This is a genomic window from Paenibacillus sp. HGF5 (assembly GCF_000204455.1).
In the GTDB taxonomy this organism is placed as follows: Bacteria; Bacillota; Bacilli; order Paenibacillales; family Paenibacillaceae; genus Paenibacillus_AQ; species Paenibacillus_AQ lautus_A.
This window is the reverse complement of the sequence record NZ_AEXS01000167.1, coordinates 77,193-91,813: the sequence shown is the minus strand read 5'-3', so window position 1 is coordinate 91,813 and position 14,621 is coordinate 77,193. Positions and strand designations below refer to the sequence as shown.

General features: G+C 50.9%; 18 protein-coding genes. All 18 read left to right on the top strand.

Annotated elements, in window-relative coordinates; genetic code table 11:
* Positions 1-111 precede the first annotated feature (111 nt).
* Positions 112-1,434, top strand: coding sequence for a ribosome biogenesis GTPase Der (gene der / locus HMPREF9412_RS27805; protein WP_009595099.1), 1,323 nt, complete (start codon positions 112-114; stop codon positions 1,432-1,434).
* Positions 1,435-1,445: 11 nt separating this feature from the next.
* Positions 1,446-2,072 carry a glycerol-3-phosphate 1-O-acyltransferase PlsY gene (gene plsY, locus HMPREF9412_RS27800; RefSeq protein ID WP_009595194.1) on the top strand — a complete coding sequence of 209 codons (627 nt, stop codon included), beginning with the start codon at positions 1,446-1,448 and terminating at the stop codon, positions 2,070-2,072.
* Positions 2,065-3,105: an NAD(P)H-dependent glycerol-3-phosphate dehydrogenase gene (locus tag HMPREF9412_RS27795; RefSeq protein WP_009595244.1), complete on the top strand. Its 1,041-nt coding sequence runs from the start codon at positions 2,065-2,067 to the stop codon at positions 3,103-3,105. The genes plsY and HMPREF9412_RS27795 overlap by 8 nt, the downstream gene beginning before the upstream one ends.
* A gap of 63 nt (positions 3,106-3,168) precedes the next feature.
* Positions 3,169-3,444, top strand: coding sequence for a stage VI sporulation protein F (locus tag HMPREF9412_RS27790; RefSeq protein WP_009595189.1), 276 nt, complete (start codon positions 3,169-3,171; stop codon positions 3,442-3,444).
* Between the two features lie 144 nt (positions 3,445-3,588).
* Entirely contained in the window at positions 3,589-3,768 is a 180-nt protein-coding gene (locus HMPREF9412_RS27785; RefSeq protein WP_006209457.1) for a DUF2768 family protein, read from the top strand.
* Between the two features lie 43 nt (positions 3,769-3,811).
* Positions 3,812-4,402: a hypothetical protein gene (locus HMPREF9412_RS27780; RefSeq protein ID WP_036673810.1), complete on the top strand. Its 591-nt coding sequence runs from the start codon at positions 3,812-3,814 to the stop codon at positions 4,400-4,402.
* A gap of 60 nt (positions 4,403-4,462) precedes the next feature.
* Complete coding sequence (locus tag HMPREF9412_RS27775; protein WP_009595225.1) at positions 4,463-4,822, top strand: 2Fe-2S iron-sulfur cluster-binding protein; 360 nt, start codon at positions 4,463-4,465, stop codon at positions 4,820-4,822.
* Between the two features lie 396 nt (positions 4,823-5,218).
* A complete protein-coding gene (locus HMPREF9412_RS27770; protein ID WP_009595110.1) occupies positions 5,219-5,971 on the top strand; it encodes a hypothetical protein in 753 nt (250 codons plus the stop codon).
* A gap of 606 nt (positions 5,972-6,577) precedes the next feature.
* A complete protein-coding gene (gene spoIVA, locus HMPREF9412_RS27765) occupies positions 6,578-8,056 on the top strand; it encodes a stage IV sporulation protein A (protein WP_009595160.1) in 1,479 nt (492 codons plus the stop codon).
* Positions 8,057-8,315: 259 nt separating this feature from the next.
* A complete protein-coding gene (locus HMPREF9412_RS27760; RefSeq protein ID WP_006209463.1) occupies positions 8,316-8,588 on the top strand; it encodes an HU family DNA-binding protein in 273 nt (90 codons plus the stop codon).
* 85 nt (positions 8,589-8,673) lie between these two features.
* A complete protein-coding gene (gene mtrB / locus HMPREF9412_RS27755; RefSeq protein ID WP_009595134.1) occupies positions 8,674-8,898 on the top strand; it encodes a trp RNA-binding attenuation protein MtrB in 225 nt (74 codons plus the stop codon).
* Positions 8,899-9,074: 176 nt separating this feature from the next.
* Complete coding sequence (locus HMPREF9412_RS27750; protein WP_036673808.1) at positions 9,075-9,653, top strand: DoxX family membrane protein; 579 nt, start codon at positions 9,075-9,077, stop codon at positions 9,651-9,653.
* A 121-nt stretch (positions 9,654-9,774) separates the two neighbouring features.
* Positions 9,775-10,737 (top strand): 1,4-dihydroxy-2-naphthoate polyprenyltransferase, encoded by a 963-nt coding sequence (locus tag HMPREF9412_RS27745; RefSeq protein WP_009595162.1) that lies wholly within the window; start codon positions 9,775-9,777, stop codon positions 10,735-10,737.
* A gap of 112 nt (positions 10,738-10,849) precedes the next feature.
* Positions 10,850-11,401 carry a hypothetical protein gene (locus HMPREF9412_RS27740; protein WP_009595239.1) on the top strand — a complete coding sequence of 184 codons (552 nt, stop codon included), beginning with the start codon at positions 10,850-10,852 and terminating at the stop codon, positions 11,399-11,401.
* Positions 11,402-11,504: 103 nt separating this feature from the next.
* On the top strand, positions 11,505-12,365 hold the full coding sequence (locus tag HMPREF9412_RS27735) for a heptaprenyl diphosphate synthase component 1 (protein WP_009595141.1): 861 nt from the start codon (positions 11,505-11,507) through the stop codon (positions 12,363-12,365).
* A gap of 9 nt (positions 12,366-12,374) precedes the next feature.
* On the top strand, positions 12,375-13,133 hold the full coding sequence (locus HMPREF9412_RS27730; RefSeq protein WP_009595260.1) for a demethylmenaquinone methyltransferase: 759 nt from the start codon (positions 12,375-12,377) through the stop codon (positions 13,131-13,133).
* On the top strand, positions 13,126-13,998 hold the full coding sequence (locus HMPREF9412_RS27725; RefSeq protein WP_009595147.1) for a UbiA-like polyprenyltransferase: 873 nt from the start codon (positions 13,126-13,128) through the stop codon (positions 13,996-13,998). The genes HMPREF9412_RS27730 and HMPREF9412_RS27725 overlap by 8 nt, the downstream gene beginning before the upstream one ends.
* Positions 13,998-14,600: a UbiX family flavin prenyltransferase gene (locus HMPREF9412_RS27720; RefSeq protein ID WP_009595255.1), complete on the top strand. Its 603-nt coding sequence runs from the start codon at positions 13,998-14,000 to the stop codon at positions 14,598-14,600. Before HMPREF9412_RS27725 ends, HMPREF9412_RS27720 begins: the two co-directional genes overlap by 1 nt.
* The last annotated feature ends 21 nt before the right edge of the window (positions 14,601-14,621 follow it).

The window sequence follows — 14,621 nt, the reverse complement described above, 5'->3', positions numbered from 1 at the left end:
ACGGATGTTGTAACATGGGGTAGAGCATAATAGAAATGCAGATGAAAGGTTAGCCAATTGTAACGTTTTTTGCTATGATGATAATCGTAAGAATTGACAGGAGGAGTGACTATGGCAAGACCCGTAGTGGCTATCGTCGGAAGGCCTAACGTCGGTAAATCCACCATATTTAACCGATTGATCGGCGACAGATTAGCCATCGTTGAAGATAAACCGGGGATTACCCGTGACCGGATTTACGGCAGTGCCGAATGGAACGGTAAAGCGTTCAGTGTCATCGATACAGGCGGTATCGAAATCGACGGCGATGACATGATTTTGAAATCCATACGCATGCAAGCCGAGCTTGCGATTGAAGAAGCGGATGTCATCGTATTTATGTGCGATGCGAAGACGGGGGTTACCCAATCGGACGAGGAAGTTGCACAGATTCTGTTCCGTTCCGGTAAACCTGTCATACTCAGCGTAAACAAAGTGGATAATTTGAAGCGCGCTGATGATATCTATGAGTTCTATTCCCTCGGATTTGGCGATCCTGTCGGGATATCAGGCAGCCACGGGACAGGGATCGGCGATCTCTTGGACGTTGTCGTCGAGAACCTGCCGGAACTGGAAGATGACGAATATGACGAGGATGTTATTCGTGTCGCCTTGATCGGCAGACCGAATGTGGGCAAATCTTCTCTCGTCAATGCCATTCTGGGAGAAGAGCGCGTCATTGTCAGCGACGTTGCGGGCACTACCCGCGATGCGATCGATACGCCATTCGAGAAAGATGGCCAGCGGTACGTCCTCATCGATACGGCAGGCATGCGCAAACGCGGAAAAGTGTATGAAACCACCGAGAAATACAGCGTCATGCGGGCCATGCGGGCCATCGAGCGGGCGGATGTCGTTCTCGTGCTCATCAACGGGGAAGAAGGCATTATCGAGCAGGACAAGCATATCGCCGGTTATGCTTATGAGGCCGGTAAGGCGTCTTTGTTTGTCGTCAACAAATGGGATATGGTCGAGAAAGACGACAAGACGATGCAGCAGTTCGAGAAAAAGATCCGGGACCATTTCCTGTTCATGACCTATGCGCCGGTTGTATTCTTGTCGGCCAAGACGAAGCAGCGCCTGCAGAAGCTGCTCCCTGTCGTTAAACATGTGGCCGATCAGCATTCGCTTCGCGTGCAGACGCATCTGCTTAACGATGTCATATCCGATGCGATTGCAATCAACCCTCCTCCAACGGATAAGGGAAGAAGATTGCGCATTAACTATTCAACACAGGTGGCGGTCAAGCCGCCGACCATGGTCGTATTCGTCAACGATCCGGAATTGATGCACTTCTCATATGAGCGTTACCTTGAGAACAAGATTCGGGCCGCTTTTGACTTTGAAGGTACACCCATCAGGATATTTACTCGAAGAAAGTCTGATGAGAGTTAGGGGAGAATAGCTTGATTCTGGAGATCGTAGCGATTGTAGTTTGTTATTTACTTGGTTCGGTGAGTTTTAGCGTACTGCTTGCCAAAATCCTGAAAGGGATCGACATTCGTCAGCATGGCAGCGGGAACGCCGGGGCAACCAATACCCTTCGCGTCCTGGGAAAAGGACCTGCCATTCTGGTGTTGGCTTTGGATGTAATTAAGGGCATCGCTGCGGTTTGGATCGGACGATGGCTCGGGGGAGACAATGCGTGGCTGCCGGGATTATGCGGGATTGCCGCCATCATCGGTCATAATTGGCCTCTTTACTTCCGCTTTCGAGGCGGCAAAGGAATTGCAACCGCCATTGGGGTGCTTGCTACGCTCTGCTTCATTCCAGCGCTTATAGCAGGCATTATCGCCATTCTATCCATTGTTTTTACCCGTTATGTATCTTTGGGTTCCCTTATTTTTGTAGTGCTTACCCCTGTTTTCCTCTTGATCGCGGATTATTCCTGGCCGATCTTTTGGACAAGCTTGATCATATGCGTATTCGCCTTCTGGCGTCATCGCTCGAACATCGTGAAGCTTGTACAGGGACGTGAAAACAAGCTTGGTTCCGGAAAAGGAAAGGACAAAGGAGGGAAGCGCGTTGTCTGACAAAGTCGCTGTTCTGGTGGCAGGCAGTTGGGGAACCGCTTTGGCAAGTGTTCTCGCTTCGAATGATCTGGATGTTGTCGTCTGGACGAGAACGGAGGAACAGACCCGTGAAATCAACGAACTGCATACCAACAACCGTTATTTGCCCGGGGTGGAGTTATCTTCGAACATTCGCGCCACGACCGATATGGAAGAGGCGCTCTCCTCGGCTGCTGCCGTGGTTATCGTTGCACCATCGTCCGCGATGCGGGAGGTTTCGGGCCAGCTGAAGCAGTATTGGAGCGAAGATATGCTGGTGATTCACGCAACCAAAGGATTCGAGATTGAATCCCTGAAGCGGATGTCGACCGTCATATCCGAAGAGCTGGGCTGCGAGGAAGGTCGCGTAGTCGTACTATCAGGACCCAGCCATGCGGAGGAAGTGGTGAGACGCTGCCCTACAACGGTCGTTGTGGCATCCTTGGACGCCAAGGCGGCTGCCGCCGCCCAGGACCTGTTTATGAACACGTATTTCAGAGTGTACACGAACCGGGATATGATCGGCGTGGAATTGGCCGGAGCGCTGAAGAATATTATCGCTTTGGGCGCCGGCATGTCCGACGGATTGGGCTTCGGCGACAACGCCAAGGCGGCGCTTATTACGAGGGGATTGGCAGAAATTTTGCGAATCGGCATGGAGTTGGGCGCGAATCCGCTGACGTTTGCCGGGCTTGCCGGGATCGGCGACCTCGTGGTTACCGCTACGAGCCAGCACAGCCGGAACTGGCGTGCGGGATCGATGCTTGGTCAGGGCAAGAAGCTTGATGAGGTTCTCGCATCCATGGGGATGGTGGTGGAAGGAATACGCACGACCAAAGCCGCGCATGCCATTTCCGAGAAATACGGAGTGCAGATGCCGATTGCCGACCAGCTGTACCATGTGTTGTTTAAAGACCGGAATCCCCGCGTCGCCGTGGAAGCCCTAATGGGCCGGGACCCCAAGACCGAGATGGAAATGATGCCGCTCGAGACTTGGGAGCAATGGCACACCTAGCTTATTCACCATTCCGAGGATTGACTCATATATTGATGTGAGGATGTCGGAGGAGGGGTGGAAATGAGCAAAAGCTTTCACAAGGATGTACTGAATGCGATTAACAAGAAAAGCGGAAAGAAAATTTCTTCAGGGGCTGTCAATAAGCTGGCTAGCACGGTTAAGCCGTCTACTATGCAAAATGAAGCCCAGCTCCGCCAGCTGATCAAGCAGGTATCTGCTATGGCGAACATACCTGTCAGCGAGGACACGATTCAGGAAATTGTCGGAGCGGTGAAGAAGAGCGGCATGAATCCGAGCAATATGGAAGCCTTGATGAAAATGATGATGAACAAATAAGATATGCTGATCATGAACAAAAGACGCATCCTTTGCCGGAATGCGGCTTTTGTTCTTTTTTTCGCCATACTCAGGGTGAGGCACTATCATTTTCGTGATATAATAGGTTGAATAATTTGAAGAGAGATTGGAGAGTTTCGTGACATGGATCCGATGCAAAAGATGTGGCTGTCCCTTGTCGCATTATTGATTATGGCGCTGTCCGTCATCGTGGTTACGCTTGCGCGAAGCAAGACCAAAGGTTTTCTGCGCGGCACGCTATCGTTTGTGGCCTTTATGATGATGATTTTCGGTTTTATTATCGGACTGGCTTCCATCATTTAATATGGGAAGCCGCTTCCGGGATGATACGGTAAAGGGGTGCAGCATGACGCTGAATGATCTGCCGGAATTGGAGAAGGCGTTAGCTACTGCCATTCACAAACTGAATCAGGCGCCTGTCGCTTGGCTGCTGGGGGGAAGCTGCTGCTTGCTCCTTCAGGGCGTAGAATTAGGCAAGCCGCCGAGGGATATCGATATTTACGCCGATGCAGGGGGGATTCAGCCGCTGCATGAGACGCTGGCCCTTCTGGCAGTAGACGCTCCCCGACTCGATCAGGAAGGGATATATTCTTCCATTCTGAGCCACTATGAATTAGAGAAAGTCCCGATTGAACTTGTAGGCGGATTTGAAGTGAATTCGGAGGGTTCCTCCTATCGCGTTGAAATCGATCAATTGCTCTATCCTGCAGCGCCAGCGCGTCACATACGGGACGTCACGGTACGGCTGATGCCGTTATCCCACGAACTGGTGTTTAATGTGCTTCGAGACAGACCGGATCGTTACGTTGCCATTTCGGAGGCGATATTGAGGGGTATGAACCAACATTTGCCGCTGCTTCAGCGGTTGTTAAGCCGAAACCGGTTGAGCGAGGAACATCGGATGGTATTGAAGCGATTAATCGGACTACAGCCATAGCACGGTAATCGAACCGGCAGCATGGAAGAGCGGGTACATAAGAAAAGGAGCGGTTTACCGTTGGAGTACGAGGTATTATTTCTGCCGGATCAGAAGAAGGTCAAGGTTCGTCCGAACACGAATGTGCTGGATGCCTCGCGTCGTGCCGGTGTACGCATTCCGACCCGTTGCGGAGGCAAAGCAGGCTGTCTAATGTGCAAAATCCTGGTACCGGATGAGGAACGCGGACATTGCTCTGCTCCTGAGACCAAGGAAATCAGGAAGCTGGGAACGTCGATGATGGAACAAGGCTACCGGTTATCCTGCCAGACGAGGATTACGAGCCATTTGAAGGTGATAATCCCCGAGGATCCCCTTAAAGCCGCGATACGCAAGCAGCTGGAGGCAGCGAGGAACCGGGAGTCCGATGACTTTATTTAAAACGCGAGTTCAAAAAGATCGGTTTTCAGCACCGAGGCTTATGCTTCCGATGTGCGTTTTTTCAAAACGCTTCATTTGAGTGAAGCTAGGGACGTCAGGAGCGGAGCGTACGTAGTTTGTACGTGAGCACCTAAAATGTTTCCGGAGGAAACATACTTCGTAAGCATTTGCCTAGGCCCGGCTGAATTCAAGATTCGATGCCGAGTGGCTTCTTGATTCACTTCGTGTTAGATATAGGATTTATAAGTTATTAACGGAGTTGATGAAATTCTATATCGCAAGAAAACCTGCTTCTGAATCGCGTTCGCTCAGCCTTGAATTTGCCTCGATTGGTTTTCTTATCAAAATCGGACTTTTTGAACAACCTCTTAAAGCGAAGGATGATGTTAGTTGAGTATGAACACTTGGATGACCCAAGCGGCTGGCCGTACGAAGCGGATGTCTGCCGTCTTAGTCCTGGTGCTGTTTCCGATGTTGCTGACAGGTTGTCTATATCCTGACGAGAAGCTGCAGGAGAACAAGGTTTCCTATAGGGAAAGTGTCAAACGGATTCAGTCGGCCGTGGACGATTTTTATCAAGAGCAAGGAATTCTGCCGATCATTACGGCAGGCGCGGAAATTCCGAAGTATGAGAAATACCGGGTCGATTTGGATCAGCTGAAGGGCCGAGGATATATCGACCAAATTCCGGATACGGCTTTCGAGAAAGGCGGCAGCGGTTATTTTCTCATTATTAATGAGGAAACCGAACCCACCGTGAAGGTCATGGACTTAACAACGGCTCAGAAGGTGAATGACGTTCAGCGAGCCGTGAATCTGTACAAAATGGCGAATGAAAACGCCCTTCCGGCAGGGGAAGCCCTCTACCCGGGTTATACGGCGGTGGATTTGTCGAAAACCGAGGCCAAATCCCTTAAGTTAATGAGTGTATACTCGGGCCAGGAAATGCCTTTTATGATGGATGAAGAGGGCACCGTCTACGCCGATTATGCCTTTGATATTATGCAGGCTATCCAGAAAAACGGCTCCGAGCCCAAAGAAGGAGAGGATTTACGGGTGTTTCTGGAGAAGGAATCCTATTATGTACCCGTAAAATCCGTACCCTATGCATGGAAGGACGGGCAGCCTATGGCTCAACCCCTATCCTAAACCCGTACCCGCCGATATCGGCGGGTATTTTTTTTGGTCCCGCCTGGTTGCGGGTTTCTGCCTGAAGAAAGAGGTATGGCAGCCATAAGGCGGGTCTACTTTTTTATCCTCGAGTCTCTTCTTCGATCATTTTTTCGAATAGGGCTGAATCTCTTTGGAATATCTAGTAAAGTCCGCGCATATTCATAATCTGAAAGAGTAGTGCGGGCAAGAGCCGGTTGCCCACATCATGAGGCACTAGAAAGCGTCTGAAAGGCGTGACAGCGCGAAGACAGACCGTGCCCCGAGCGGTGGTTTTTCTTACGGTATTCGATTGCGTGTCTGGCAGCTGCAGGCATATTCGATATCTTAAAAAAAACTGGACGGACTTTAAGGGGCAACCGTCATATTTTTGAACCCGGTACATATGATGTTACTAGTCCAAATGCATGTACGAGTTACGCCGCTTTGCCGTTTCCATCCAAACTCATGGAATACCGGCGGCGGGATGCTGGCGACATTGTAAAGGCTGCTCATCTGTTGCAATGGCTTTGGCTATGAGTGGAACACGAAGCGGATGCTCTTAAAGCATTTTTCCTTCGGAGTAATTTGAGGAGGGGATCTCTTTTGGAAAAAGTGGACATTTTTAAGGACATTGCCGAACGGACCGGAGGGGACATTTACTTAGGTGTTGTCGGTGCCGTCCGTACGGGAAAATCAACGTTCATCAAGCGGTTTATGGAGACGGTTGTTCTCCCGAACATTACGAACGAGGCGGATCGAGTAAGAGCTGTCGATGAGCTGCCTCAAAGTGCTGCAGGGAAAACGATCATGACGACCGAGCCGAAATTCGTGCCGAACAACGCGGTACAAATCAAGGTTACGGATGGCCTTGAGGTCAACGTAAGATTGGTCGATTGTGTTGGTTATGCCGTTGAAGGTGCTAAGGGTTACGAGGACGAGAATGGCCCGAGAATGATCTCGACGCCATGGTTCGAAGAGCCGATTCCGTTCCAGGAAGCGGCCGAAATCGGAACCCGCAAAGTCATTCAGGAGCACTCCACGCTTGGCGTCGTTGTCACGACGGACGGAAGCATTGCGGAGATCCCGCGAAGCTCTTATGTTGAGGCCGAGGAGCGCGTCATCGAGGAACTGAAGGAAGTCGGCAAGCCGTTTGTCGTTGTCATTAACTCCACGCGTCCCCGCAGCGAAGAAGCCCTTCAGCTGCGCAATGAGCTGGCAGAGAAATACGACATTCCGGTCATGACGCTGAGTGCGGCTACCATGACCGATGATGACGTGACCGGTGTGCTTCGTGAGGTATTGTATGAGTTCCCGGTGCATGAAGTGAATGTCAATCTGCCTAGCTGGGTTATGGTGCTTAACGAGAACCACTGGCTCCGCAGCAACTATGAAAACTCGGTGAGAGATACCGTAAAAGATATCCGCCGTCTGCGTGACGTGGATCGTGTGGTTAGCCAGTTCATGGAATATGATTTCATCAACCACGCCGGACTCAGCGGCATGAATATGGGTCAGGGCGTTGCCGAGATCGATCTCTTCGCGCCTGACGAACTGTATGACCGGATCTTGATGGAGGTCGTGGGTGTCGAGATCCGAGGCAAGGATCATCTGCTGCAGCTGATGCAGGAGTTCTCCCATGCCAAACGGGAATACGATCGCTTCGCCGAAGCGCTTGAGATGGTCAAAACGACGGGGTACGGCATCGCCGCTCCTTCCCTGGCCGAGATGGCGCTTGATGAGCCTGAGCTCATCCGCCAAGGCACCCGCTTCGGGGTAAGATTGAAAGCGACCGCGCCATCCATTCATATGATTCGGGTGGACGTAGAATCCGAGTTCTCGCCGATCATCGGCACGGAGAAGCAGAGCGAGGAGCTTGTGCGCTACCTGATGCAGGACTTCGAGAACGATCCGATCAAAATTTGGGAATCCGACATATTCGGACGCTCGCTGCACTCGATCGTCCGTGAAGGAATCCAAGGAAAAATCGCGATGATGCCAGACAATGCCAGATACAAATTGCAGGAAACCTTGGGTCGCATCATTAACGAAGGCTCCGGCGGTTTGATCGCAATCATTCTTTAAGTGGGCGCCGGAAAGGTGTTGAAAATGCAGTCGCTAACGGGTCAAAAGTCCCGATTAGCGGCTGTTTTTCATGTTTTCTTTGGCCCAGCAAAGCAAAACGCTTGAAATTATGAGATGGCTGTATTACTATAAATTTGTTCCGCGTCATGCATTCTAAACGCGAGATAGGGGTAAAATACCCGATTGCACGTATAATTTGCGGTAAAACGGAAACAGTGAATAGCAAGTGGAGCACATTCCTTGTTAGGGAGGTGAAAGAATGAATAAATCGGATCTGATTACACAAGTAGCTGAATCTACTGAGCTTTCCAAGAAAGATGCAACTAAAGCGGTTGATGCCGTTTTCGATGCAATCTCCGAAGCATTGCAAAGTGGAGACAAGGTACAACTGGTCGGTTTTGGCAACTTCGAGGTTCGCGAGCGTTCCGCACGGAAAGGCCGCAACCCGCAAACAGGTGAAGAAATCGAAATCCCTGCGAGCAAAATTCCTGCATTTAAACCTGGTAAAGCGCTCAAAGACGGAATCAAATAAAGATTTCTACATATTACCTAAGAGCACAGGTCGTGAATTCGTTCACGGCCTTTTCTTTTAGGCTTACGGCGAGGAGGCCTGGAAAATGGAGAACGTTCAGAACGGCGATTATTTTATTGTCAAAGCGCTGGACCATGGCGTGCAGGTAATCGGTCTTACCCGCGGTCAGGATACCCGCTTTCATCATACCGAGAAGCTGGACAAAGGCGAAGTTATCATCGCCCAGTTCACGGATCATACGTCCGCGGTGAAAATACGCGGCAAAGCCGAGATCATGACCAAACACGGGAAGATCGAATCCGGCATCTGAGGAAAATCATCATATGAAATAGCCCCGCCATTTTGGTGGGGCTTTTTTGTATTTCGTGTTTATTCGCGCGGAATGTGTGTTAACAAATTGTTAAAGGCACTTGCCGCTTTGTCGAACAATGGATATACTAGCGGGAATGGAATGAATAAAAATGCGAAAGGATGATTGAAGAAATCATGGCGAAACAATACAGAGACGGACAGTATATTGTGGTCCCTGAAAATCCGGTATCCATGTTTTTGTTCAACAGTACGCGCTCGGCGTGGATATGGCTGCTGGTAAGGCTGTATCTCGGTTACGCGTGGTTAACGTCGGGCTTGAAAAAGCTGACGGCCGAAGCCTGGACGGGAAGCGAAGCCGGAGCGGCCATTAAGGGCTTTGTCGGCGGCGCGCTGGCAAAGGCGGAAGAAGGAAAGGACGTCACCGGATGGTATGCTTCTTTCCTTGAAGGGTTCGTGCTTCCCAATGCCAAGCTGTTTGCCTATATGGTGGCCTTCGGCGAGGTACTGGTAGGACTCGGGCTGATTTTGGGACTGCTGACCGGTATTGCCGCGTTTTTCGGCGGATTAATGAATGCCAGCTTTTTATTCGCGGGCACGGTAAGCTCCAATCCGTTGTTGTTCATATTGGCGACATGGCTGGTGCTGGCCTGGAAAGTCGCGGGCTGGTACGGCTTGGACCGCTGGGCCCTGCCGCTGCTGGGTACGCCTTGGAGCCGCAAGCGCAAGGATAGGGATATTCCGGAACAAGTTTGATCCTGCCCAAAAGTAACATTCGTCACTTTCATCACGCGTTTGTCAAGTACAATTCGAACAGACCGCGGCCAAGAAATCCTTTAATCTGAAATCAGATCAATATGGATAAAGGATGATGGTCATGGGAATCCGTGCTTTTTTTAAACTGGTGGAAATTCAGACGAAGGTTGCCAGCATGATCCCGTTCCTGTTCGGAACCTTGTATGCGCTGTTTCGTTTTCAGCAGTTCAATGGGTATCATTTTGCCCTGATGCTCGCATCATTGCTGTCGTTTGATATGGCAACAACGGCGATCAATAATTATTACGATTACAAAAAAGCGATTAAAAAGAACGGCTTCGGTTACGAGCAGCATAATGCCATTGTACGTTATAACCTGAAAGAGCCGGCGGTTGTGTCTATCATCGCTCTGCTGCTGCTGACGGCCGTCGGATCCGGCATAGCGCTGTTCCTGTCCACGGGCTGGTTAATTCTGCTGCTTGGCGGATTGTCCTTCGCCGTAGGGATATTATATTCGTTCGGACCGATTCCGATTTCACGGATGCCGCTAGGCGAGCTGTTCTCCGGATTGTTCATGGGGTTTGTCATTATCTTCATCTCGGCTTGGATCCATGCTGAGGGCAGCCATCTGGCGGTTATGGATATTCAAGGGAGCGTCCTCTCCCTTCAGGTGAACCTTCCCGAGGTGCTGCTGCTGCTGGTCGTATCGTTGCCGGCCATTCTCGGGATTGCCAACATCATGCTGGCCAATAACATCTGCGACATGGATGAGGATTTGGAGAACAGACGGTATACGCTGCCGGTATATATCGGATTCAAGCATTCGCTGAGACTGTTCCGGCTTCTGTACTGCCTTGCTTATCTGGACTTGGCGGCTCTTCTTCTGATGAAGGTGCACCCTGTGCTGGTTCTGCTGGTGTTCGTCACCATTGTCCCGGTATATAAAAAAGGAGCCGCATTCACCGCACATCCATCCAAAGAGAAAACCTTCGTGATCGCGGTGCAAAATTTCGTGGTCATGAATTTGGCCAGGATCGCGGCGCTGGCTGTGGCCGTGACGTTGACCTCGCTTTCGCTCTTCTAACCGAATCCCGTTCGTTTTACCAGAAGCAGGCATAGCCTGCTTTTTTTCTTTATACAATGAGGTATGGACTTCAGAGGAGCGGAAGAAACTAGGAACAGAGGAGGTTTCGGTCATGAAGCATTGGCAATCCGTACAAGCGGTACTCTTGCCTGCGGCGATTGCATTCATCCTGCTTGGCCTGTTGATGGGGCTCCACTCGCAAGCTCGTTATAAGGTCGGCGCCGTGCCCGCGGCGGTACCATATCACAGCCGCGAGTTAAGCGATGCCGGCTTAGTGGATTCCCTGATGAGTCTACCTCTAAATCTTCAGATAAGCCGGGCGGACTATGAAGAAGGCGCTTTAACGCTGGATATCAAATTGAACGATGCCACGGAAACGGCCTCCGAGGTTTACGAGGACATCGCGAGCATTATGTCCTATTCGTTCGAAGGCACGGATAATGTGAGGCAGCTGTATCTCAGGGTGGTTGCCATCGATCGCTGGGGAGGAAAACGGTATATGCTGCTGGCCTCGAATATGAACAGGGAAGCATGGGATTCACGCTATGCGGAAGTCCTAACCCAGCTGGAGAACGAGGATGTGCCGCCTTCCGTCGCTGCTGCGCTGAACCTGACCTTTACGAATCTTTGGCCAAAGCAGTTCAGCGGCCCTGGAAAGGGGTAAAATAGTAGATGACAGGGCATGTACGTGCCCTGAACATGTGTTATAATAGATTGGATTGTGGGCTCAATTGGACAAAAGAACATCAAGTGCACGGAGGCTGAGAATGAAACCGTATCGCGTACCAGAACTGGCAGAGAAATATATAAACTATGATATGATTCAGAACCACACGGAACTTCCGGGTTTTCCGGATGCCCGTGTTCATTTGTTATACATATTTTTAATGGATTCGGGACGGAATATTGCCGGACACGAAGAATTGTACGCGCTGGTTACCTCACTGGTTCAGGTGGGACTCGATACGCATGAAAGCATCGACGTTACGGAAGGCAATCAAGGAGAGGCAATGATGCGCTCCCGGCAGCTGAAAGTGCTCGCAGGGGATTACTTCAGCAGCCGTTTTTATCAGCTCCTGGCCCTTAAGGGCGAAATTGCCGTCATCTCGCTTCTGAGCAAAGCGGTTAGCGAAGTGAACGTGATGAAGATGAGATTATACGGCAAAATGAAAAAAAACCTGCTGCCTTCTGAAGAATATCTACAGCTAACGGTACAGCTGAATATGCAGCTGTTTCTTTCTTTTACTCCGCTGCTTGAGGTGTCCGTGCAAGAAACATGGGAGAAGCTGCTCAAGGAAATTACGGAATGTGAAACGCTTGTGCAGGAGATGGAACGCTGTGCGACGCCTGACATCGGCAGATGCGGCTACGCGTACTGGCATCTGATCGAGTCGGGGAGCGACGAGGAACGGAAAATGCTGGTGGGCAGAAAAACGGATATGAAGGATTGGCGGAAGCTGATTCTGAAGCATAAGGCTTCGGAGAAGCTGCTGGACAAGCTCCGGGAATCCGTCAGCGCCGTACAGCAGCTGCTGGGAGGCCACGTGGGTGAGAGCCCGTACGCCGGTATGCTGGACCCGTTTCTGAAACGGCTTAACACATATCGGTCCGTCGTAAGTGAAGGGTAGGGGGATGCAGTGGATAATCAAACAACCAAGTTAGACGCAATCAAGCATGACGGGAAAAATCCGAAAGAGCAGTATGTCCATTCCGTCTTCGAAAGCATATCGGGCAAATACGACTTGATGAACGACATTCTCAGCTTTCGAAGACATAAAGCCTGGCGCAAGTATACGATGAAAAAGATGAACATGCGCCATGGCGATACGGCCATCGACCTATGCTGCGGAACTTGCGACTGGACAATTAGCATGGCCCAGGCAAGTGAATCCGGACACATAGTCGGACTCGACTTCAGTGAGGGGATGCTGAACGTCGGCCGGGAGAAGGTTGCCAAGCATGGACTCGAACCACAGATCGAGCTGGTTCAGGGAAACGCCATGAGCCTGCCGTTCGAAGATAACCAATTCGATTACGCGACGATCGGTTTCGGTCTTCGCAATGTGCCGGATTACATGCAGGTTCTGCGTGAGATGAAACGCGTGGTTAAACCCGGCGGGATGGTGGTATGTCTCGAACTGTCCAAGCCGACTTGGCAGCCGTTCAAAGGCATTTATTATTTTTATTTCCAACAAGTGCTGCCTCGGATGGGGAAACTGGTAGCCAAGCGTTATGAGCAGTATAAATGGCTGCCCGAATCGCTGGCTTTGTTCCCGGGACGAGAGGAGTTAGCCGAAGCTTTCCGTCAGACCGGACTTCAACAGGTTCAGGCCTTTCCCTTGACTGGTGGCATAGCAGCCTTGCATATTGGGATCAAGGAGAATCTGGATGTTTAAGAAAATAGGAACTTATCTTGAAATGATTAAAGTGGAGCATACGCTGTTTGCTCTGCCTTTCGCTTTTATGGGGGCGATTCTAGGATCGGCCGTCGTGTTTGACCGATTACCGTCCTGGGGAGATATCGGCTGGATCTTTCTTGCCATGTTCGGTGCGCGAAGCGCAGCTTTCGGACTCAACCGGCTCACCGACCAACATATCGATGCCAAGAACCCCCGCACGGCTAATCGCGCCATTCCGGCAGGCCTGCTGAAGCCGCTGGAGGTCATCATATTTATCATTCTGTCTTTCGCCGTGTTTTTCTGGGCTACTTACATGCTGGACCCGTTTGCTTTCCGTTTGCTGCCTATCGCTATTTTCATGCTTATCATTTATTCCTTTACCAAACGGTTCACATGGTTATGCCATCTGGTGCTCGGCCTTACAACGGCGCTTGCCCCGCTGGGCGGATGGGTTGCGGTAACCGGTCAAATCGACTGGAAGGCGATGGTGTTTTATATCGCGCTTGCGTTTTGGACGGGCGGATTTGATATCGTTTATGCTTGCCAAGACGAGAAGTTTGATGCAAAAGAAAGGCTGTACTCGATTCCTTCCCGGTTCGGCCTGCACAAAGCGCTTTGGTTCGCTCGCGGGTTCCACGTCGTTACGGCTGTCGGTTTTATCGTTCTTTTCTTTGTGACGCCGGTGGGCTGGTGGTATTTGGCGGGCATGGTGATCGCTTGCGGAATTTTGTTCTATCAGCACTACATCTTGTCGCCAAATGATATGAGCCGCCTGCAAACCGCGTTCTTTACCATGAACAGTACGCTGAGCATCATTCTGTTCGTATTCACTCTCATTGATTTGGTGGTGCGTTACATCTGATGAAATCCATGCGCAGAAAGAGCTGGGTTGTCGGCATTACGGGGGCCAGCGGCAGCATATACGGGGTTCGTCTCACGGAGTCCCTGCTCTCGCTGGGCTACGATGTGCAATTGATTATCTCTAATGCGGGCTGGCGCGTGCTGAAGGAGGAAATGGGCTTTCAGGCGGGCAACCGCGAGGAAGTGCTGGCCGAGAAATTCGGCGGTTTCGAGGGGAACGTGATATACCATCCGATCTCCGACATCGGAGCTACGATTGCCAGCGGCTCTTACCTGGTGGAAGGCATGATTATCATGCCATGCTCAATGGGCACGTTATCCTCGGTGGCGCACGGATCTTCCGATAACCTGATGGGCCGCGCCGCCGACGTCATGATGAAGGAGGGCCGTCCCCTGGTGCTTGTCCCGAGAGAAACGCCGCTGCATGCCATTCACCTGGAGAACATGCTGACGCTGGCCAAGCTTGGGGTCAAAATCATTCCGGCGATGCCAGCCTTCTATCACGGACCGAAAACGATTGATGATATCGTCCATTTTTTGGTCGGCAAGGTATTGGACAGCTTACGCATCGAACATGAATTGTACACCAGATGGGGTGACTAGCAACAATGGTTCAGGCATTAA

Bases quoted from the DNA above. Each gene is read 5' to 3' on its own strand.
- HMPREF9412_RS27720 (WP_009595255.1), top strand. From the start codon at position 13,998: ATGAAATCCATGCGCAGAAAGAGCTGGGTTGTCGGCATTACGGGGGCC.
- HMPREF9412_RS27725 (WP_009595147.1), top strand. From the start codon at position 13,126: ATGTTTAAGAAAATAGGAACTTATCTTGAAATGATTAAAGTGGAGCAT.
- HMPREF9412_RS27780 (WP_036673810.1), top strand. From the start codon at position 3,812: ATGACGCTGAATGATCTGCCGGAATTGGAGAAGGCGTTAGCTACTGCC.
- HMPREF9412_RS27750 (WP_036673808.1), top strand. From the start codon at position 9,075: ATGGCGAAACAATACAGAGACGGACAGTATATTGTGGTCCCTGAAAAT.
- der (WP_009595099.1), top strand. From the start codon at position 112: ATGGCAAGACCCGTAGTGGCTATCGTCGGAAGGCCTAACGTCGGTAAA.
- HMPREF9412_RS27745 (WP_009595162.1), top strand. From the start codon at position 9,775: ATGGGAATCCGTGCTTTTTTTAAACTGGTGGAAATTCAGACGAAGGTT.
- mtrB (WP_009595134.1), top strand. From the start codon at position 8,674: ATGGAGAACGTTCAGAACGGCGATTATTTTATTGTCAAAGCGCTGGAC.
- HMPREF9412_RS27735 (WP_009595141.1), top strand. From the start codon at position 11,505: ATGAAACCGTATCGCGTACCAGAACTGGCAGAGAAATATATAAACTAT.
- HMPREF9412_RS27740 (WP_009595239.1), top strand. From the start codon at position 10,850: ATGAAGCATTGGCAATCCGTACAAGCGGTACTCTTGCCTGCGGCGATT.
- HMPREF9412_RS27790 (WP_009595189.1), top strand. From the start codon at position 3,169: ATGAGCAAAAGCTTTCACAAGGATGTACTGAATGCGATTAACAAGAAA.
- HMPREF9412_RS27785 (WP_006209457.1), top strand. From the start codon at position 3,589: ATGGATCCGATGCAAAAGATGTGGCTGTCCCTTGTCGCATTATTGATT.
- HMPREF9412_RS27770 (WP_009595110.1), top strand. From the start codon at position 5,219: ATGAACACTTGGATGACCCAAGCGGCTGGCCGTACGAAGCGGATGTCT.
- HMPREF9412_RS27760 (WP_006209463.1), top strand. From the start codon at position 8,316: ATGAATAAATCGGATCTGATTACACAAGTAGCTGAATCTACTGAGCTT.